This is a genomic window from Cupriavidus sp. 2SB (assembly GCF_005503625.1).
In the GTDB taxonomy this organism is placed as follows: Bacteria; Pseudomonadota; Gammaproteobacteria; order Burkholderiales; family Burkholderiaceae; genus Cupriavidus.
In genome coordinates this window covers 1-19,857 of sequence record NZ_SCMX01000082.1, presented here as the reverse complement: position 1 = coordinate 19,857, position 19,857 = coordinate 1, and the positions used below count along the sequence as shown (strand labels likewise).

General features: G+C 58.9%; 18 protein-coding genes and 1 pseudogene. 4 read left to right on the top strand and 15 right to left on the bottom strand.

Annotated elements, in window-relative coordinates:
- Positions 1-181: 181 nt before the first annotated feature.
- The 15 genes from FFS21_RS26820 to FFS21_RS26750 all read right to left on the bottom strand — a co-directional run bounded on the left by FFS21_RS26820 (position 182) and on the right by FFS21_RS26750 (position 16,195).
- Positions 182-1,330 (bottom strand): ParB/RepB/Spo0J family partition protein, encoded by a 1,149-nt coding sequence (locus FFS21_RS26820; protein WP_237380999.1) that lies wholly within the window; start codon positions 1,328-1,330, stop codon positions 182-184.
- Positions 1,330-2,469 carry a ParA family protein gene (locus FFS21_RS26815; protein ID WP_249359677.1) on the bottom strand — a complete coding sequence of 380 codons (1,140 nt, stop codon included), beginning with the start codon at positions 2,467-2,469 and terminating at the stop codon, positions 1,330-1,332. The genes FFS21_RS26820 and FFS21_RS26815 overlap by 1 nt, the downstream gene beginning before the upstream one ends.
- Positions 2,470-2,785: 316 nt before the next feature.
- Entirely contained in the window at positions 2,786-4,513 is a 1,728-nt protein-coding gene (locus tag FFS21_RS26810; RefSeq protein ID WP_137927732.1) for an ATP-dependent helicase, read from the bottom strand.
- A 280-nt stretch (positions 4,514-4,793) separates the two neighbouring features.
- On the bottom strand, positions 4,794-5,633 hold the full coding sequence (locus FFS21_RS26805) for an ATPase (protein ID WP_137927731.1): 840 nt from the start codon (positions 5,631-5,633) through the stop codon (positions 4,794-4,796).
- 44 nt (positions 5,634-5,677) lie between these two features.
- On the bottom strand, positions 5,678-6,298 hold the full coding sequence (locus FFS21_RS26800) for an IncC plasmid conjugative DNA transfer DtrJ family protein (protein WP_137927730.1): 621 nt from the start codon (positions 6,296-6,298) through the stop codon (positions 5,678-5,680).
- A gap of 3 nt (positions 6,299-6,301) precedes the next feature.
- Positions 6,302-6,556, bottom strand: a complete 255-nt coding sequence (locus tag FFS21_RS26795; RefSeq protein WP_237380996.1) for a hypothetical protein — start codon at positions 6,554-6,556, stop codon at positions 6,302-6,304.
- A gap of 16 nt (positions 6,557-6,572) precedes the next feature.
- Positions 6,573-7,079 carry a hypothetical protein gene (locus tag FFS21_RS26790; RefSeq protein ID WP_137927728.1) on the bottom strand — a complete coding sequence of 169 codons (507 nt, stop codon included), beginning with the start codon at positions 7,077-7,079 and terminating at the stop codon, positions 6,573-6,575.
- A 6-nt stretch (positions 7,080-7,085) separates the two neighbouring features.
- Positions 7,086-8,951: a conjugative transfer system coupling protein TraD gene (traD, locus tag FFS21_RS26785; RefSeq protein ID WP_137927727.1), complete on the bottom strand. Its 1,866-nt coding sequence runs from the start codon at positions 8,949-8,951 to the stop codon at positions 7,086-7,088.
- Complete coding sequence (locus tag FFS21_RS26780; protein ID WP_137927726.1) at positions 8,951-10,171, bottom strand: TraI domain-containing protein; 1,221 nt, start codon at positions 10,169-10,171, stop codon at positions 8,951-8,953. Before FFS21_RS26780 ends, traD begins: the two co-directional genes overlap by 1 nt.
- Positions 10,168-11,205: a type IV secretion system protein gene (locus FFS21_RS26775; RefSeq protein ID WP_137927725.1), complete on the bottom strand. Its 1,038-nt coding sequence runs from the start codon at positions 11,203-11,205 to the stop codon at positions 10,168-10,170. Before FFS21_RS26775 ends, FFS21_RS26780 begins: the two co-directional genes overlap by 4 nt.
- A gap of 14 nt (positions 11,206-11,219) precedes the next feature.
- The gene (locus tag FFS21_RS26770; protein ID WP_137927724.1) at positions 11,220-11,978 is read right to left on the bottom strand and encodes a TrbJ/VirB5 family protein; all 759 of its coding nucleotides are present in this window, start codon (positions 11,976-11,978) and stop codon (positions 11,220-11,222) included.
- 18 nt (positions 11,979-11,996) lie between these two features.
- Entirely contained in the window at positions 11,997-14,453 is a 2,457-nt protein-coding gene (locus FFS21_RS26765; protein WP_137927723.1) for a VirB4 family type IV secretion system protein, read from the bottom strand.
- Positions 14,447-14,776: a conjugal transfer protein gene (locus FFS21_RS26760; RefSeq protein ID WP_008645668.1), complete on the bottom strand. Its 330-nt coding sequence runs from the start codon at positions 14,774-14,776 to the stop codon at positions 14,447-14,449. The genes FFS21_RS26765 and FFS21_RS26760 overlap by 7 nt, the downstream gene beginning before the upstream one ends.
- A 1-nt stretch (position 14,777) precedes the next feature.
- Positions 14,778-15,125, bottom strand: a complete 348-nt coding sequence (locus FFS21_RS26755) for a TrbC/VirB2 family protein (RefSeq protein ID WP_008645667.1) — start codon at positions 15,123-15,125, stop codon at positions 14,778-14,780.
- 20 nt (positions 15,126-15,145) lie between these two features.
- The gene (locus FFS21_RS26750) at positions 15,146-16,195 is read right to left on the bottom strand and encodes a TadA family conjugal transfer-associated ATPase (protein WP_137927722.1); all 1,050 of its coding nucleotides are present in this window, start codon (positions 16,193-16,195) and stop codon (positions 15,146-15,148) included.
- Positions 16,196-16,528: 333 nt separating this feature from the next.
- Here FFS21_RS26750 and FFS21_RS26745 point away from each other — a divergent pair, with 333 nt between their 5' ends.
- From FFS21_RS26745 to FFS21_RS26730, 4 genes and pseudogenes are all read left to right on the top strand, one after another.
- Positions 16,529-17,236, top strand: coding sequence for a VirB8 family type IV secretion system protein (locus FFS21_RS26745; protein ID WP_137927721.1), 708 nt, complete (start codon positions 16,529-16,531; stop codon positions 17,234-17,236).
- Positions 17,237-17,251: 15 nt separating this feature from the next.
- Entirely contained in the window at positions 17,252-18,160 is a 909-nt protein-coding gene (locus FFS21_RS26740) for a TrbG/VirB9 family P-type conjugative transfer protein (RefSeq protein WP_137927720.1), read from the top strand.
- Positions 18,160-19,404, top strand: coding sequence for a TrbI/VirB10 family protein (locus FFS21_RS26735; RefSeq protein WP_137927719.1), 1,245 nt, complete (start codon positions 18,160-18,162; stop codon positions 19,402-19,404). Before FFS21_RS26740 ends, FFS21_RS26735 begins: the two co-directional genes overlap by 1 nt.
- Positions 19,397-19,857: pseudogene (locus FFS21_RS26730) on the top strand (lytic transglycosylase); the annotation flags it as partial. The gene FFS21_RS26735 and the pseudogene FFS21_RS26730, both read left to right, overlap by 8 nt.

The window sequence follows — 19,857 nt, the reverse complement described above, 5'->3', positions numbered from 1 at the left end:
AGCCGGCTAAATGGCTGCGCGATCAGAGTGAGAAGGGTAAGGGCGTTTAGCCGGCTAAATACCAGTCCGCCTGAGCGGACACTAGCATCCAACTGGCTTAATGATGTAGCAATGTCGAGGCCGAATGACTTCCCCATGCGTTGCATGGAAGGGGAATGCATGTCGGCCATGACTGAGTGCATCATACGTCTCTTTTTCCGGCGGAGAGGCGCTCAAGAAGAACTTCCTTGATTCCCTCGCCGCCGCCACTGTTCAGCGCATCGACAGCGGCACCTAGGATCTCGAGCAACTCCTGCTTCGCCTCAGTCGAAAGAGCAGCCGACGGCTGGAGTTTTAGTTCGATCCCGCCATTGGCGTACTCACGCAGTGAGCCGCCCTTGGCGGAACCCACCATAATCGGGCGATTCGTCAGTGCGGCCTTGCGTTCCCGCTTCGCACCAGGTTCACGAACGAATTGACGGACCAGCGCCTCGATACCGCGGCGGGAGACGTTCTCGTCGATGACCTTGTCCACGAGCGCGAGCAATTGATCGTCGCCCAGCTGAGACATATCCCCAATCTGCCGTGACAACTCAGCCGCGACGGTGTAGGGGAATGCCTCACTATGCTCGGCCATCCGGTCAGTTACCTTCTGGGGGAACTTCCCGTAGGACAGCATATTGCTGATCGTTGCCTTGCTCCTATCAAGCCGTTCAGCCAACCATTCCAGCGTGGCGTGACCTTTGCCGACGAGCTCGGCCCAGCGCAGACCCTGGTCAATTTGAGAAATTGGCTCCGTCGAGTCAGTACGCTCAAACGAAACGGCATAGAACTCTTTCGCATCGTTGGGATCGACCGCACGCTCAAGCGCCCAAAGCTGGTTCCATCCCAACTTCTGCCCGCTCCGGAAACGCGTCTCGCCATCGACGATGAACCAATAACCCGCCTTAGCGGGGTTCTTCGTGACAATGATTGGCGATTCCTGACCGTCCGTGGACATCTGGAGGCTTAGCTCCTTGATGCGAGCTGCCGAACGATGAATCCGAGCATTCCATGGATGGGTTTCCAGTCGATCAATGGCAACCGGAAAGCCCCTTACGGCCCCGTCATCCAAGCGGATGGAGGGCTCAGAAACCGTTACGGGCGCGTGTTCAGCCGCGACGATAGCGGGCGCAGGCGCAGTCGTCACAGCATCGGTCACCGGGACCGTGGCGGCGCCGGCCGATCGCTTGGGAAATGCCGCAATCTTGAAGCCGCCGCCTGGCACGGGTGCCGCGGCCGGCGTGTCGCCGCCCGGCGATGCTACTTCTGCAACTGGCGGCGGCTGGAAGGAACGCTTTCTTTCAGTCATTAGTTAGTCGCCCTCCTCGATTCGGGAGCGTCGTCGAACAAGCCCGGCGTTTCGCCACGTGCGAACGTCTCTTCGGCAATGTTCATCACAAACTTGCACACGTTTCGGATCTCTTCGTGCTGCCGTTCCAGTGCGCGCGTCCACCCCTCAAACGTGACGGGCAGCACCTCTTCAAGCTCGTGACCGATGTCATGCATCAGCGAACGTGGGAAGCGCTCGGATTCACCCACGTGCGGGGCAATCGGAACATCGTCACCGAAAGACCGCTGCAAGGCGCTCATGACGCGAGCGCTGCGGCTGTTATTCGCCTTGAAGAAATTGGGAACCGCGACGACCTGGGGAATCGGCAGTTGCGACTCCGATAGCCCCGTCAGTTCGTTCGCAAGGAAACTGAGCGACTTCACAGTCAGCGCATCGAGGCGAACCGGAATCAGTAGCAAATCGGCTGCAACGATTGACGCACGAGACACGACAGACGTAGACGGCGCGTTGTCGATCAGGATGATGTCGATATCCTTGAGGTCGCTGTCGGCATGCGCTGAAATCCAATTCCGCAGAAATTGCTCGCGGTTCGGTTGAATTGCCAGTCGATAACCCAGCTCGCCAAGCGTAATGTCAGCAGGCACCAGCTTGGGGCCATGTTCCCCATACGGTTTCACGATGATCTCGGACAGCGGCAGCGTAGTTTTTTCCCCATTGGCCGGATACAAGGCATTGAGGAAGGTATGCTTGACGAGCCACTGATTCGGCTTGCCGGCGTCCGCGACTTCATCTGGCTGGAACCCGTTCATAACGGTCAGCGACGCTTGGTCGTCCAGGTCGATGGCCATGACGTTGTAGCCCTGCAGAGTCAGTTCCGCCGTGAACTCGTTCGACAAGGTGCTTTTGCCAACGCCACCCTTCGGTACGTAAACGGCAATGACGAGTGGACGCTTGAACTTGACCTTGCCGCGATGGCGCTTGGATTTCGCCAACTGGAGGATCTGTTCGAGCGAATAGACAGGGCGCGTAGTGCTGCCTGCCGGAACCCGATCAGGAACAATCCCCTGTTCTTCGATCATCCTTCGGACGGTTGCCTCGCTGACGTCCAGCATCGGGACGATGTCTGCAAGACGGTACTTGTTAGTCTTGATTGGCACTTGGCAATCCTGAAAGGGTTTTTCGGCAAAAAAGCACGATTTCCCTATCATAGCAAAAATTACGGGCTACGCTATAAAAAGTGCCTTGTTGGTGAATGTTGCGGTGCCGCAGGCTATTAGCCAATAGAAACATGTTTTCGCAGTAGATTGGTTCTGTTGCTTTTATCCAACCGAAGTGCATGCTTTCGGTCATCGTATATGCCGTATAATGCATTTTATGCCCTGTCTCAGGCTTGGAGAGTGCTGAGAGAGGCAGGCCCATGTTTTCGGCAGATTTGTGCGACTGTCTTAAGCAGCACTTACAAGAGTCGTGCCGCTAGGCAAGCCCGGATTCGACGACAAATCGCGACGTCGGATTCTTCTTGGCAGTTGAAAGAAACATGGAGCTTCGAGCGCGCGTGAGACCCACATAAAAGAGCCGCCGTTCTTCGGCTTCCGTGCTGCCTTCGTCCGGAATCACCGTCTCTTCGAGACGAATCAGCGCCGTTTGATCCCACTCCAGCCCCTTGCTGGAATGGAAGGTCGTAAGGACGATGGCGTCTTCGCCAGGCTCGTTGTTCTTCCGACGCAGAAAATCGAGTCGGTCGGAGAACGTCCCATTTAGTCTGCTGAGCACGTCATACGTAGTGTTGATCGCGCGCTTGGCCTGATCCGATGTCGCCTTTTTCAGCATCCATTCGTGGACGCCATCAAGCACCAGGGCGTGAAACTCCCGTTCACAAAGCGCTCGCCATTCGGCCATCTTTTTGGTCAGTTCGACGAATTTTTCTGCCGCGTCCTCGCCGAGGCCTGCTTCGATCAAGTCTTTCTTCTTGACGCCTTCGGGAACCTTTCCGGCAGCGAACCTCTTATGGATCGTGTGCAAATCCGTGGACCCAATGCCGGTGTAGCCGAGGATTCCGTCAAGGCCGTTGCTCGTTGTTTGCTGAATAAGTTGGAGCAAGTTACCCATCAGTGCGGACTCAGGACGATCCAGGATCGATCGTCCCGCAGCGCGGTAGTACTTCACACCATGCGAACGGCAAACTGCTTCGACAGGGTCAAGAATACGATTCGTCCGAGCAAGGATGGCCGCGCTCTTCCCGGCGCGAACGGCCGCCGACATGGCCTCAACCGCAGCGACACCTTCCTTGTACTCGTCGTCATACCGTTGGAACTGGACAGATCCACCTTGGCCCTTGTTGGAGCGGAGTTCCTTGATGATCCGTTCCTCGTTGTTGCGGATCACGTTGTCGGCCACACTAAGGATTTCTGAGTGCGACCGGTAGTTGACCCCAAGTACGATCTGGCGGGCGCTGAACTCGCCAGCGAAGGCATCCATCCCTTTTTTTCCGAGGGCCGACCTGAAGCCGAAGATAGACTGATCGTCGTCCCCTACCAGTGTGGTCGTGGACCCAGATCGCGCGTGGATTGCAGTCCAAAGTGCCTGAAGCGAATCGCAATCCTGGTACTCATCGACCAATAGCACGTCGACGGCGTACGGCTTGATAGCACTGGATTGCATCCCCTTGACCGCGTGCCGCATCAAGTCTTGAAAGTCCACACGCCCATTCCGCTCCAGTGCAGCTTGATAGGCCACATATATCTGGCTTTCAACGCTATCGTCTGTGGGTGAGCCTAGCTCGGCCTTCAGACGCTCGATGACCGCAACCGCTTCCTCGATCTTCCATTCAAGCCCCATCTCCTGGAGAACCTGGACAATCAATGCCGCACGATCGCCATCAGAGGCAATATCCGGTCGCTTTCCAGCCACGGACGCCAATTGCTTATATGCGAGCGAGTGGAAGGTGCCGGCGATCAGCCGCTTCTTTGCCGCTGGGCCCGCCAGTGCGAGTATCCGGTCGCGAAGCTCGATTGCAGCATCCTTGCTAAAAGTGACCGCACCTACGGTCAGTGATGGGTCGCTCAGTAGCAATGCGGCCTTAGCGGCAATCGTCGCCGTTTTCCCAGCACCAGGAACAGCTACGGCCACGCAATGGTCGCGGCACTCCACGACTTCGCGCTGCGACGCGTTCAGCTTTTCGAGAACTTCAGCGAGAGACATAACTCGGTGTGGCGAATGCCTTGGGAGGGCCATTGACCGACATGGTCGGACTTGGTCCCTGCAAGTAGGAGAAAGTGCCAGCAACTGCCAGTAGCAAGCCTCGGTCCGCCATACAAACTGGCACTAGGAGGGACATAGTCCCACCATGTCCTACTTGCTGGCACAACGTCAGACTAACGAACTGGGTGACGCCGATCAGCTATCTGGCAGTTGGTGGCACCAAGTCCCACTACATCGCATTGCGACGGACTTGGTGCCACCATAGTTGTGCACGAAAGCACTAGATGCCGCGAACCGTTGTCATGAGCTTCAGATGCGTCGTGTAGCTGCGCAGGCCGAGTGGCTGGAACTTTCGCAAGAAACGGGTTACTTCATCATTGACATCGCTCTGGTCGCGAATTCCGTTCCACACCATGAAGTCGAACTGATCCATAGTCTGGTCGAATTTGATGAGTACCTGTAGCGCCCGCACGGCGAAACGCGAGTACGCCTGGACCTCGAGTGAGAGCGAAGGGCGCTGGATGGTCGGTACAAAGACGATCTCCTCCTTGCTGCGCATTTCGGTCTCTCGCTGCTCACGATAGGCCTTGGCAACCTGCAGCTGTTCGTCGACGTAGTCCTCAAGCTTGGAAAGCTCACGCTCGAAGTAGGTTTCGAGCGTGGACAACTCGGTGCGAGTGAACGTGCTTTGCCCGAAGCGCTGAAGATTCAGCGACATGCGGTTCATGTACGGCCACCATTGTTCGAAGAGGGGCCGCAAGCGCGTATGGTTCAACTTCAGAGCGATGGGAACAACAGCAGCGCCGGCAAGCTCGCGATCCAGGATCTGCATGCCGAGCTCACGACGGCGGCGGATAATTGCCTGACGCTGTTCAGGCTGTAGCTCACGAAAAAGCTTCCGGGTGCGCTCGACTTCCGCTTTGCGTTGCTCGTGGTCGGCCGTGGAGATTAGGCCTTCCTTACGCAGTGCATCGGCGGAGGCCTCCATCTCGTTGAGTTCGCGTTCGACGTCGCCGCTGCTGTCCAAGGCACCGAGCGTGCTCGGATTCGGGGGGGAAGCCGTGGTCGCCGCCGGATCCACTGGGAGGTCTTCGTTGGGGGTGAGGTCGGTCGTGGTCATGAATTTCTCCTGGGCATGGCCCATGTAGTCAGCAAGCGGCCGGATTATTTTCCGACGTGGAATGACGCTGCGAGGCGCCAGCAGAGTAGGCCCACCAGGCAGACGACATAGGTCCACCAGTTGGCGAGCAAGGAAAAGGGGAGCAGCAGCGCGGAAGCACCCAGCCCAAAGCAAAGCATCAGGCCGTGCGCTGCAACGTGGAACGACACAGGGTTCGCAAAGCCCGCACTGGCAGCGCGGATCTTCCGGGTGACAGAACCATCGTTGAACACGGCAAGCAGTAGGAAGAGTGCGCCGAACAACCAGTGGTAGGCCACACCGGCGCGGTACAAGGCTCTGTAAATGGTCAGCCAAAAATGCTTCATCCAACCGCGGCCGAAATCCGACGCACCGCCGTCGGATACTGCCGTCGAAGTATCCGAACCAGAGAATGAAGCCTTAACGGCACCGGTTTCAATGAACCACCTGTGAAATCGTGCGTTCGCGAGCAAAACCGCGCTTTGGGCTTTTCTCTGACCCAGCACTCGTTCAACGGACGTTTGTTCGGCCTCGCTGATCTCAAATGCCGACTGGTCCTGAATGAAGGGCGCCAAAGTGCAGATCATCAATGGCGAGACGATGAGCCAGAGGCGAACATGAGAAGCGAATCTGCTATTGCCGGCCATGATTTAGAACCAACGCAGAGCTAGAAAGACGGGAAAGGATGGGATAGCCACGATTGCCGCCCAAAACATCGCTGGTTTGATGACGGCGATCTGCACGAGAGCGAAGCACGCCGGGGCGGCGCCCTCAGCGAACGCCACCGGTCTTTCCCCTTTGTCCGGTGCGGTCGAAGTGATCCACTCATGCATGGCCAGTGCCAGGGTGGTATCCACCCCGCAGACCCGGGCGGCTATTCGGGCCGGAGCCTGCCGGAACAGCATGGCAGCGTGCCTCGCGTCAGTGTGCAAAGTTGCCAGCGACATCGTAGCTCTCAAAGTAGCGGGAGAAGGCATAGCCCGTGAGCACGCGAGCAGCCAGTTGGAAAGCGGCGCATCGCTGTGTGACCGGACCCGGTACGCGTTCTTCGACGACCTGGCAGACATATCCATCAGGCTGGCGCTGCTCGAACGAGGGGATGGATTCCTGGAACGGATCCCAGACGTTGTACCTCTCCCCTTTGAACGCGGCGTAGCGCTTCTCATAGAGATCATGAGCGCGCCCGAACAGCCCTTTCATGAATGCGACATTCGGATCACCTTGCTTGCGCGCAGCACGCCAGGCGGTGATGGCATCCAATAGCATTTCCTTGACCAAGGGTTCGTCACGGACCCGGAAGTTCACGCCGATGTAGTCGACCACACGAGTACAAACGTCATCGAGATCGGGCGAAAGCGTGAAAATAGGGGCGAGCTTCGTTGAAAGCTTGTTTTCCTTGACAACTTGTCGGAACAGACTGCTGCGCATGGATGGTTAGTCCTGAATAATTGGAATACGGCCCTGGTAGACGGCGCCACCGGAGATCCGCAGAAAAAACTGGAGGTTGGGCAATTGCATGAGAAGGTCATGCGGTATGAGCGGGACCTTTTCGAGCTGTGCCGACCGAGATACCGAGCCAGTGAACTCACCAACATGGGCTTCGGTGCCGGTGCTGGTACTACTGGAGACGACAAGGTTCCGAATCGCGGTGGTCCCAGCCTTCTCCGCAAACCACTGGGCGGTGTCGATGTCTTCCAATCGTAAGACGATCTGATTGTTCAAATTGCCCAGAACCTGGTTCATTTTTGCAACGTTTCCGAGCTTGGCAGTGAAGTCGGAGCGAGTCTGATAGGCGATGAATGCCTTGAAGCCGGCACCGCGTCCCTTATTCAAAAGCTGTAGTAACTGCTCGTTGATGGCCTCAGCCGCCTCGTCAACCTGAATGACAATCTCGGGAGGCTTGGCGTAGAAGTTGTAGATCGCCCCTGCGACCGACGCAATGTCGGCAAGCAGCATCGACATGACGGCCTGGGCCACCATCGAGTTAGATAGGGAATCCGCGCCGACGTAAAGGACTGCCTTCTGCTTTATGACCTTGTCGATATCCCAGATCTCGCGGTCGTCATGGAAGTCGTCGGCCTTCGGCGCCAGCATCAGCCCAGTCTCACCGGTGGCCAGCATCTGCAGAAGGGGCAGGGCGGACGCGATGATTCGACCGTAATGGTCCCGATCGTGCTGGAAAGTCGAGATGAGGCCGTCGATGGATTCGTGACCGTTGCCGACGTTTGCGAAGCGCTCGATGTACATCCGTACCATCGCATCTAGCCGCGTGCCACCGCCCTTTTGTCCGACCTGCTGCATATAGCCGGCAACCTCTTCATCCCAGTCTGGCTTACCGGCTTCTGGGAAGAATCGCTGCAGCGCGCGCTCGAGCAGGTTGTTGATGCCGTTTTGTGCGTACTGAAGGATCGAGCGCAGATTGGGCTTGTCGCCCACATAGAGTTCGCCCTTGACAGACCGGTCGATAAATAGGAACGCAAATTGCCGGAAGGGGCCTTCCTCCATGAGCTGCGCGATACGCGTCGGAATCTCCGAGGGCTGCGACCAGTTCTCCAACGGATTGAGGCGAATGGATTGTGACGGCGCCGCCTGTTTCCAATACAGAAATTTCCGACCCGTACGCTCGCATTCTCGCCGGCATCGAGCGACCCACTCGGGGTCGTTCTTCGGGTCGATCACAATCAACACGTCGTTGGGATTGTGAATAACCTGGGTCGAGATGATCTCGAACGTGCGCGTTTTCCCCGCTCCGGTGGTACCGCTGATGGACGTATGACCGCCCATTGCCTTGTAGTGAAATGGAATAGGGTGCTTAGTCGATTCCAGGCCAGCGATCCAAGGCTTGCCCTGGGGCGAGCGGTCCGCGATGCTGCTCCCCGGTGCGAACGCCTTTTCGATGGCACGTACAGTCTGCTTGGGGAGCCACTTAGGTAGCCCAGGGATGTCCGTCGAAGGCATGCGCAGAATGTCGTGCGCGAGCTGGCAGTGCTTCTGCGTCCATTCGTAGCCAGTCCCGAGGTACATTGCATCCTCATCCTTGTCCCTGGAACGGAGTTTTTGGCTCTGGGCGAGAAGCGAGTCGATCCTTTCGACCGTCAGCCACTTCGTGGAAATAGCGAGACGGAATTTCAGGGCGCGCCAGACTTGAGTCGAGCGGAACAGTAGTACCGTCAGGCAGAGCAGCGCGAAGTATCCAGCGTGGGGGATGCCGCTGAACAGGACAAACACCGCGGCGAGGCTCCATCCGAGCGCGGCTCGGATCTCGTAGATCGGTCGGAAATGATTGGTATAGGGATTCATCACGACGAAATCGGAGCGATGAGGTTTCCCACCTCGTCGACCAGCAGAATGCTCTGCGCGTCAACCCGGTAGAGATGCTTGCCCTTGCGGAGGTGTTCAACCAGCGTGTCAGACGCCAGTCCGTAGTTGCCGAGCATTCGCTTGCTAACGGCCACTTTCCCATCCACGCGAGTGACCTTTGTCTTGCCGGTGGCCACGTCTTGCGAGAGCGCCTTGAAAAATTCACGCATGAGATTGGACGTTCCCGCCAACGCCTGGAAGGGGTCGTCCGCTAGCGTTTCCTTTCGGAGCGTGCGCGCGCCGTCCAACTGCAGGACGTTCCGCGACGATGGCTCTTGCGCTTCTGGTGTAGACGGCGATTTATTGTCGATACTCGGCGCAGCAGTCGGCGCCCCCGGCTGCTTGACTTCGCCAGTTGGCACAGAAGACGGACTGGCCACTGCGGTACAAGAGGGGCCGGAAACGGGAACGCCGTCCGCTTTCGCCAACAGCTCCGCGGCCGGAGCCGGCGTCGAGTCCGGAGCAAACTCGGCTTGACGGGCTTTCACCTCGAAGGTTGTCAGGGTCTCAATGGCCTGACGGGCCACTTTGTGCAAGAGAGATTCGAGACCGCTAGGACGCGGATCAGGATTGATGGCGCCAAAAAGGTCGGTCAGCACCTCGCTGTCAAAACGGCTCAGGCGTTCTGCGCCGAGGATCTCGCGCGCCAGGAGTGCCGTGCGCATTCGTTCCGGCTGAAGAGCGATTTCCCGCCGCGACACACGATAGCTACCTGTGCCGACCCAGTTTGAGAACGCACCATGAGCGGCAGGAATCCATTCAGCGCCGTCGCTGTCGCGGTAAAACTGGAAATGGCGACAAGGCTCATCGAGCCGCGAGCAACATGCTGCGAGGAACAGTGCATAAAGATACTGGGGTTCAAGCAGTCTCCGGCGCTCCGAAGGCTGATTTGCCCCAAATTTCTGCGCGCCGGACAATCGCATAGCGAAATATGCAGCCTCGATCGTGGCACGGAAGGCGCCCCCAGGTTCCGCATGCTCATTTGGGCGAAGGGGTACGCTAGAAAACCACTCTGCGCACCGGATAAGGATGCTCAACCATTTGTCGTCGAACTCCGCCGGCGTTGTCTCATTGGCGTATTGCCGAATCAACGCTACACGGCTTTCTTGCGCCGATAGGAGGGCCGCAGGAGGCAACGGTTGGTGGATATGTGTACTCATTTTTTGCTGAGAAACTTGCCGATTCCACCCGCTGCTTTCAGGCCGATCCGCATTGCGCCGCCGCCACTGACGCCACCGCCTGAACCGAAGATCCCAGTGGCAATCTTGGGGAGTTCCAAAGCCACGATTAACATGAAGATAGCGACACTCATCGCGTATGCTGCTCCCGCCAAGGTTGCTGTACCAACACCTTTCTGCTCCGAAAGCGTCGACACGAGGGCACTTGAGACGAGTTTCGCCATGATCGTTGCAACCACTGTGTACATGGACGCGCCGATCATGAAGTCGAGCCAGGAGGTGAAGTAGCGGCGGGTGTACTCAGACAAGCCTAATGCAACGGCGATGGGGCCGATAACGATGCCAATGGCCGCGGAGACCTCACCCAACGAAATGAAGATGACATACAAGCAGGCAGCCGCAGCGCAGAAGACAAACGCTATGACAAGAGGGATGCCGGCGAAGATGATCTTCAGCACATCGCTGATGCCCTGGGCCGCCGACATCGATTCAATGTACGAGTCCATGAATCCTGCCCCGACGCTGGCAAGTGTAAGGCCAGGTGTTGTGGCGTCTGTGCCCGCGATTTTGGTGGCAAGGGACTGGAAGTAGTCGTAAATGCCGGGTCCGAACTTGTCATAGCCCGCGTAGATCGACGCAAATATGCCAAGCAGTAGAATCGTCTCGAAGAAGTCAGTCCACGCGGATACAGGGTCCGACGTGGCGGCAAACCGCAAGCCCGCCAACGTCAGCGTGATGATGCCAAGACCGAACGCAATCTTGTCCGCGTCCGGTTTCACTGTCTTGCTCAAGGTTGTCGCGCCGGCAATAAGTCCCGTCCTAAACGACGTAAATTGTTCGAGCCACTTCTGGATTGACTCTCCGATGGTGCCTTTCTGTGCCCCGAGACCCACTGAAGGTTTGTTTGGTTGCTGGGCCTCGGTTCCCGTGTCCGGCCCGGAGGCCTGGGCGTAGACTGCGCCGGAGTGCAGCGCGAGTACCGAGAAGAGCAGCACGATGACGCGAGCGAACCACATCGGGTAATCCTCTATCAATTGGCTTGCAACTTGCGCGAGTACACCCGTGCGCGCAGCTGCTTCAGCTCTTCATCCTGCGCCGCGTTAATGGCACGCATGGCATCGGCGCTCTGCGCTTCCTTGGCAACGTTCTGCTGGTCCTTGTCGGCATCGGACTGGGCGCGAACGCTCATGAGTTGGAGTAAATCGGAGTTCTGGCTGGCCAGCACATCCAGCATCTGGTTCGTTGTCTGGGCGGTCGCTTGTGCTGTTGGCGAAAGCTTGATCTGCGATTGAATTTTCTCGCGACGTTTGGCAACCGACTGGGTGTTCTTGAAGACCTGTTCGCCAAGGCTGAACAGCGCCTTGGCGGTCTTGTCGCCATTGGTCAGCAGGGAACGCTGGTCTTCGAACCATTGCTCCTTGGTTTTCCCGGACGACACGACCATGCTTTGGATCTTCTTCAGGTAGTCGGCGTTATCCTGCACCGTCCCATAAAGATCCTTTAGCGTGGTGCCGTACACTTCGTATTTGCCGATCTCGTCTTTGATGCTGTTGAACTGATCCATAATGGCCTCGGGGTCGAGGCCGGTTGCCTGCAACAACTGGTTGGCCATCATCTGGTATTGGTAGACGATGTTGGTGTTTTCGTACACCTCGGACTTGATTGACTGCAGAGCCGAGATGGTGGTTTGGACGAGGCCCACCCAGTCAGTGACAGGCAGTGCGGCGTGGGCGGTTGATGCAACCGAGACCGATGCGGCGACGGCGATGTTGGCGATCCACTTCTTCACTTTCTTCTTCTCCCTGGGTTAGGCCGCGCGCGCGAGCATTTCGCGGACGTAGCGTTCCTGCCAATCGGGCTCGCCCGACGCATGGTGGTTGTCACAAATAGACTGGGCGACGCCGTCGGATCGCAGCATTGCGACCATCTCGTCGTTGAATGCCGTCTGAAGCATCCGGGTCTGCGTATTGGTGATCCAGAGGTAGTCCCGGTTGGGGACCGCGTCGGAGATCATCTGGATCTGGTCGTTGGTCAGACCGAACTTCTCCCCATAGAGCTCAGGGGTCGTCTTGGCCTGGCTGTTGGGCAGATAGATCCAGTTAGCGATGTTCTCCTTCAGGATTTCGAAATTCGCCACGCGAGCGATCTGGCGCAAGGATTGGGTCGCCGCCCAGATCGAGCCGTTGAGCTTTCGGATAGTGGTAATCCAGTCCTCGAAGCGCTTATAGAACCGTTCGTTCTGGAAGAAGAAGCCGCATTCCTCCACCTCGATGACGGTGTAACGGATGCCGTCCATCGACTGGCTGATCCGATAGAACGCGTAGTCGGTGAAGAGAGCAGCCGCGCGCGGGAACTTCTGAAATAGCTCGCCGCACTCGATGCAGAGGTTGTCGCTCACGGCGAAGGCGTCATCCACGTGATCGAAGAAGTGACCGTATTGACCGCCCCTAAGCCAAATCTGGAGTCGCTCGCGCAGTTCACCGTGGACCTGCGTGGCGAAGTTGCTGAGGGTCCATCGTTCCGGGCCATAGCTCGCCAGCAGCTTCACTGCTTCGAAGATGTCCTGCTTTTGCTGCGGTGTGGTCGAAAAGCTGTCGTCTTCAATGGCGAGCGTCAGCCATTCGGCGACATAGGTAAAGCTACCCGGATCGGAGAGCAGTGAGAGCGGATTCACCGGCGTGCTAGCCTGGAATTTTCCAGTTACGTCGATGAATGCCCCACCGCTCAGCAATGTCGGAATACGCGTGGAGCGATCCTTATCAAAGCGAATGCGTCGTGCACCGTGTCGGTCCGCTTGCGACACCAGGAAGTTGAGGAAGACGGACTTCCCGGCGCCAATCGGGCCGATGACGAACAGGTGGCCGTTGCCACCCGGCTGGTGCATGTCGACGCGCTGAGGGGTGCGGTGGCGTGTCGGCAGGCAAGTGAGCGGCGGCACTTCGGTACCCCTCTTCTCCGATAGCCAGGCGTTCCGGGTTGGACCTTCGAGCACCGAGCGCACCGGTGCGATATCGGATACAGCAGGTGTCTCGACAAACTGCAGTCGCCGTTGCTTGTCCCAGCGCCCAGGGAGGGTGCTGTTCCACGCCGGCATCAGGTTGGTCTTTTCGCGGATCGCGCCAAATCCGGCGTTCGTCAGCGTGCCGACCACCTCGCTGACTGAATCCTCCAGTTCCGATTCCGTATCTGCGTAGATGACGATGGAGATATTGGCGAAACCGTGCTGGACGCCTTCGGCCGTCAGGCGTTTCAGGGCCTTGCCAGCTTCCTTGGCAAGCTCCTCGCGCCCCTCATCATTCTCGTTTTCCTCCTTCGCCACATACTGCTTGACCATCGAGCGGAGGTTGACAGCCGCCATCTTGTAGAAGCGGCGCACTTTCTCGATGTAGGCCGTGGCCCGCGCGGTATCGAGAAAGCGGAACATGATGCAAATATCCAGCTCCGCGTCCACCTGCAGAAGGCTGTCGAGCGCGGCTTCCTGGAAGCTCATCCACTCCTTTACCGCCACAATCGCTGCGTAGCGTTTGCCGTGGGCGGACTCGAACAGCAGGCGCTCAGCGCCCACGGTGATTTCAGATTCGCTCAGATGGGTGTCAAGCAATGTGACGGGAAACCGGATGCGTCGCTTCGGCACGCTGGGATTCGCAATCTGATGCAGCGCCTCGTAGCTTTCCTGCATGGCGAGGCGGGTTGGCTTGATGCGCGGAACACCGCCCGTGAAGGCATCCAGCATGGCCTCGAAGCGGCGCGTGTCGGAGCGGATCTGCTCCATATCGAAAGCGAAGGCACTGCGGGACAGCACGGTGTCCTTGGCAGCTTCGACAATGGCGCCATAGACTTTCTTGCCGCCGACCGTCATGTGATAGCCGATTTTTTCAAAGAACTTGGCTACGCCGGTTTCGGGCGTATAGGCGATGCTCAGTGAGTGCGCATTCCGAAAATAGCGCCCGGTCGTCATGTGCGCCTCATTCAGGGCGTTGAGACGGGCGTCGGTACCATTGCTGAATTCGCCGTCGACGTAACCTTTGGTGCGCCGGTGCGTGAGGCGCCACCATGCGGTAATGCGGTTGTCGAACGAGCGGCAGGCCTGGTCGAGCTGCTCACGTGCGGAGGTGATATCGCTTGCGTCGGCACTGTCTGCATCCACGCCGCGGAACTCGTAGGTGGCCAGCAGAGAGCCATCCTTGTTCAGGATGAGTTCAGGTGTGATCGAGGTGAGCCAAGGGGCAATCTCAGCCAGCGGGCGTCGCTTGAGTTTCAGCATGGCAGGTCGCTGTCAAAGCCATAGGGTCGGCGGAAAACTGGATGCGACTTGCCGTGCCACGGAAGTGATTCGTAGAGGTCGCCGTACTGGTTGTAAAGGTTCAGAATCTGGTTCCACCACGGATCTCGGCTTGTCAGCCACGCCAGTAGCGCATGAACGCTCAATCCCAGGACAAAAAACGTCACAGGGATTTGCCAGCCGCTTCGGTAGGTGACGTAGATCAGCAGTGCGGTAATCGTGCCGTTGGCGATGGCCAAGGTCCGCACCGCGCCGGCAATCAGTTGCGGCATGGACAAGCCGATGCTCACGTGGTGTTTGCGCATTTCAGAAGCCCGTGCAGGACGCAACAATATTCAGCGTCTTGAGGATCGACGGCGCAGCGGCGGCCAGACCGATGCCCACGCAAGCGCCAGAGATGAACTTCGAGAGCGAGGATTCGGCGTTGGCATACGCGATCGCGCCAAGCACGATCACGATGAGCCCCAGCACGAACAGGTACTTGGTGTTGATGAACGTCGCCAGGCCGCAGATGAAGTTGCCGAGATTGCCCAGGAACGAATCGTCAGCCGCCACCGCCGATGTGGCGACGGCCATCATGCCGATCATCAGCATGGCGGAGGGTGCGTACTTGCGGGCGGTGGCGCGTACGCGCGGATGGATTGCGAGCTGCATTTCGAGGAAGACTCCGTTGGTTAAAAGACACGTTTGAGGTCGTAGTCGTTGTCGCGAAAGCCTTTGATTTCAATGATTTCCGAGACGTGACGCATTTCGCCGGTTCGTTTCATGTGCACCACATAGTGGATGCAATCGGCAATGAGCTTGCGCATGTCGTCGAGCTTCCAGCCGGAACCGGGTGGAATGCCGAGCAAAGCCATGCTCTCCAGTCGGGAGAGAGCGGAGCGTGCGCTGCTGGCGTGAAGGGAGGCCATACCGCCATCGTGGCCGGTGTTGAGTGCCTGCAGCATGTCGAACGCCTCGCCAAACCGCACTTCGCCAACGAAGATGCGGTCGGGGCGGAAGCGCAGCGCCAAGGCGACGAGGTGCTGCGTGGTGACGCCCTTGTCCTTGTTGGACAGCAAGCGGACCTGGTTAGGTACGGTCAACTTCAATTCCATCGTGTCCTCAATCGTCAGAACACGATCGCCTGCCGGGACCTTGCCCGCGAGGGCGTTGAGGAAAGTCGTTTTCCCTGAGGACGTGCCACCGGCGACGATGACGTTCTTGCGGCGGACCATCAGTTGTTCGAGGGCGCGTGCAAGAGCTTCGTCTTCCTCCCCGCCAAGAAAGATCGGCTCTTCCTCCTGGGTTGTGGCGTTCCGTAATGAAAAGGCGCCGGCTCGCGCGTAGTCCGCGAGGGACAGGTTCGTTTCCCTGTGTCTACGGATGCTCAGCGCGTGACCATCAATGGCAGTCGGTTGCATGACCGCCGCGATCCGCAGGCCCTTGTGGCCGGCATTGATGATGCCTTGCTCTGTGCCGCGGACTGCGGATTTTTCGACGGAGGATGCGAGTGAGCGGACGGCGCCCTCGACCTTGAATGGCTCAAGTACCACGTCCAGCTTTGTGAGGACGCCGCGGCGTTCCACCCAGATGCTGTCGTGGCGGTTGATCATGACTTCTGCAACGTCCGGCGCATGGATGACGTCGTGCAGCGGCGCGAGCGACTCGAAGAACATCGAGACGGCGCTTTCGGCCAGCTGCGTGAGCTGTAGAAGAGGGTGGTCGTTGGTCGGCGATTCCATGCCCCGTATTGTTGGCGGGGTACGTTATGCATGGACTGCCGAAAGCTATGGGATTTTGGCGAGCTTTCTCAGGATTTGATGTTCGGTCACGCCGCGCCAGTCCCGGCGTGGTATCAAAAGTCTGAGCACGCTCATCACAAAATCCTAGAAAGCTCACTTTTTTGTATCGTCTTTCTAGGGACATCGATCTGGCTGCGCCGGTGACTCAGCGCATACGACTTTTCAGGTATATCGCAGAATTTAAGAAAGCTGAGTGAAATCACATAGCTTTTTGGTGATAGTCGGCGGGCATTAGCTGATTCAATGGGCGGCATCAAATTGGATAGCCGCAGCATGCGCCTTACTCGCAAATCTTCCGACAAAGCCAAGCCCCTGACCGTTGCGCCGGGGATGTATGGCGATGAAAGTCCGGAGCAAGCCATCTTCGACCGTACCACGCGAATCAGCGTGGACCGGAATCATTGGAAGCTGGCCACCGTTGGGTTGGGCGTAATCGCAGTGGCGGCGATCCTTACGCGTGAGCCACCGCCTTCGGTCGTGAAAGTGGTCGGTGTGTCGTCGGACGTGACTGGTAAGCCGATCACGCGTGAACTGGATGCCTTCCGCCCGGATGAGCGACAGGTGCAGGCCGCGCTCAAGGACCTGGTGCAACGTTGGTTCACCATCGAGCCGATCCTGACCTCCCAAATTGAAACGTCTCGCATGGCAGCGAACCTACGTTCCGTGCGCGAGCAGATGCTGGGCTCGGCCAAGGAACAGTTCAAGGCGTGGGTGGACGAGGATGAGCCGTTCCGTCAGGTCACGTCGTCGCCCACGCTCACGCGGGAGCCAAAGTTCACCAATATCGCGAGCCTGCCGGACAGCACCGTGGTCGTCGAGTTTGTGACTACGACCACCGAAGACGGCTTCAAGCCGCGCAAGCAGCGATACACGATTACTTTCCGGTACCAGACCAAGCCGGCGGACAAGGAAGCCGTGCTCGGCACCAATCCGTTTGGCGTGTACCCCATTTTCTTCAGCATTCAGAAATCCGCGGCCTGATCCGCGCACACGCTCATGGACGCCCGTACTTCTTCCCGATTCCTCCCTGTCGCCATCGCCTGCTGTATCGCGCTGGTGCTGTCTGTTCCGGATGGCCACGCTGCCGAAAAGATGCCCCGTCGCCCAGGAGCCGGGATGGCAGGTCTTGGTATCGGTGACCTCAGTGATGCGATGAATCCCACCAACCCGTTCAACGGCGGCGTGGATCCGGTCGCGCTGCCGGGCGACTCGCGGCTGGTTGTGTTCACCTACAGCCGCGACCAGATCTTCCGTGTCCTGAGCGCGCCGCTCAAGGTGACAACCATCGAGTTCCCGGACGATGAGCAGATCATTGGTGATCCGGCTTGGGGTGAGAACGTCAGGTGGGACTACGATACCGACGGTGCCAATCACCTGTACGTGAAGCCGCAAGCTGCCGGCCTGGTCAACACCTTGTCGGTGAACACCAACAAGCGGAGCTACGAATTCACGCTGGTTTCCTCGCCGCTCGGCGGCATTTTCTACCAGAAGGTCCGGTTCCGTATTCCTACGTCCATTTCTGCAAAGGTGAAAGCGCGCAATGACGCGCGGCCCGAGCAGGCCGACGACGGAAAGGCTGGCGAATCCGACAGCGGCCGGAGTCTGGATGCCGTTGGCGTACCGCCCGACCAGCTGAATTTCGACTACAGCATCTCTGGGGGCGCGGCGTTCAAGCCGGACACGGCCTTTGACGATGGCAAGGCGCTCTGGCTGCGCCTGCCGGCTGGTGCCCTGCAGAACTGGCCGGTCCCGCTCATCAAGGACGGCAGCGACTACGTGGTGGTGAACTCCGTGACGCGCGGTCGCTATCTCGTGGTGCAACGGCTGGCCGACACCGTGGTGCTGCGTTCCGGTAGCGATGAAGTCAAGATCGAGCGTCGTCGCCGCATTCTGGGGTTGTTCTGATGCGCGGCAACAAGAAGTCCGAGAACGTCACCGACGTGACGGAAGCGCAGGAGCGTACTGTCAAGGGGAAGCTCCCGCGAAACGTTGTGCTCGCCTTGGGTGGCGTGGCCGCCGTCATGGTTGGCGCGCTGGGCTACTACTACCAGACGATTTCGGACCAGCAGCAGGATGCCAAGGCCGAGCAGCAGCGCACCGACCAGATCGCCCAGCGCGCGGGCAGCGCGGACACGGGCCAGAGTCTGGAGGCCACGATTCGCGCACAGGCGGACAAGGCGCGCGAGGAAGCCGACAAGCAGCGCAAAGAGGCGATTGCGCCGGACACGAAAGCGCCTGTCATGACCGCTGGCGATCTGACCAGTGCGGCCAAGAGCACGCCCGCATCGCCGGATGCCAAGAAGAATGCGCAAGATGACCTCTTCACTGCGCCGGTCTTCAAGAGCGGGACGCGGAAGTCCCAAGTCAATCAGGCAAAGCCAACGGCGGCGCTAGCGGACATCACCGATCCCGCGCAGATGCGCGCGATCCAGCAGGCTGTGGCGGCGAAGGCAGCGGCGGCGAATGCGGCGGCTCAGAATCCTGAGGGCGCGGTGGCTCAACCGGCGTCTGCCGATCGCCAATTCTTGCGCGACGCCGGCAGCATGACCACACTGCGTACAGGTTTCGACGGCAAGCTCCCCCGTTGCACCCTGAGCCGGGGCTTCAACATTCCTGCAAATTTTGCGGGCGGTCTGAACTCGGACAAGCCGGGCGAATTCCGTGCAACCGTGTCGCAGGACGTCTACGACACGGTGAAGGGCACCTGCAAGATCATCCCTGCCGGCAGCACGCTGGTCGGCATGTACAGCGCTGACATCGCAGTTGGCCAGGAACGCATCCTCACGGCCTTCGTGCGCATGCAACTGCCCAATGGCAAGACTGTGCCGCTGATGGGCATGCAGGGCGCAGATCCGGACGGCACCGCCGGCAATACGGGTGACGTCAACAACCACTTCCTGAAGATCTTTAGCGGCGCGCTCATCATCGGCGCGCTGTCGTTGCGCTTCAACGACAACCCGACCACCACAACGGTCGGGCCGGCCGGACTGGTGGCATACGGCAACGCGGCAGGGCAGGTAGCGACGCAGACGGCCCAAACGATCCTGAATCGCAACCAGAACATTCGCCCGACCATCACGACCGAGCCCGGCCAGAAGATGATGGTGCAGGTCAAGCATGACATCGTGCTGGAGCCTTATCGTGACTAAGCGGCTCGCGGCGTTCTTGCTTTGCGCTTCCGCGTCCTTTGTTGCCAGTGGGGCAACGATCGATGCCGTCATCAGCCCCAACGCCATTGTCGTGAATGCCGATGGTCAGGCGCGCGTGCACACCCTCGAAGGCAAGCCCGTCTTGTACTGCGGGCTGGACACATTCCTTGCCTGGTCGGCGCGGCTGCTTGGCGTGCAGATCGAGGCGGGTGGGGACCAAGGCCCGACCGTCACGTTGGCGGGAAAGACGGTGCCGCTTGCTCGTCTGTTCGCTCGGGAAGGGTGGTTGCGCCCGCCACATCTGGATGACGCCGCTCAAGAAGCGCTGGCGGAGCGCCGCGGCGGCTGGGCATGCGCGCCAAAGACCGAGCCGTTCGCCCAGATGGGCAGCCGCGTGGACCCCAAGATTACCGCTGGCATTGCCATGAACGAGTCGTCGTATCGCGGCCGCCC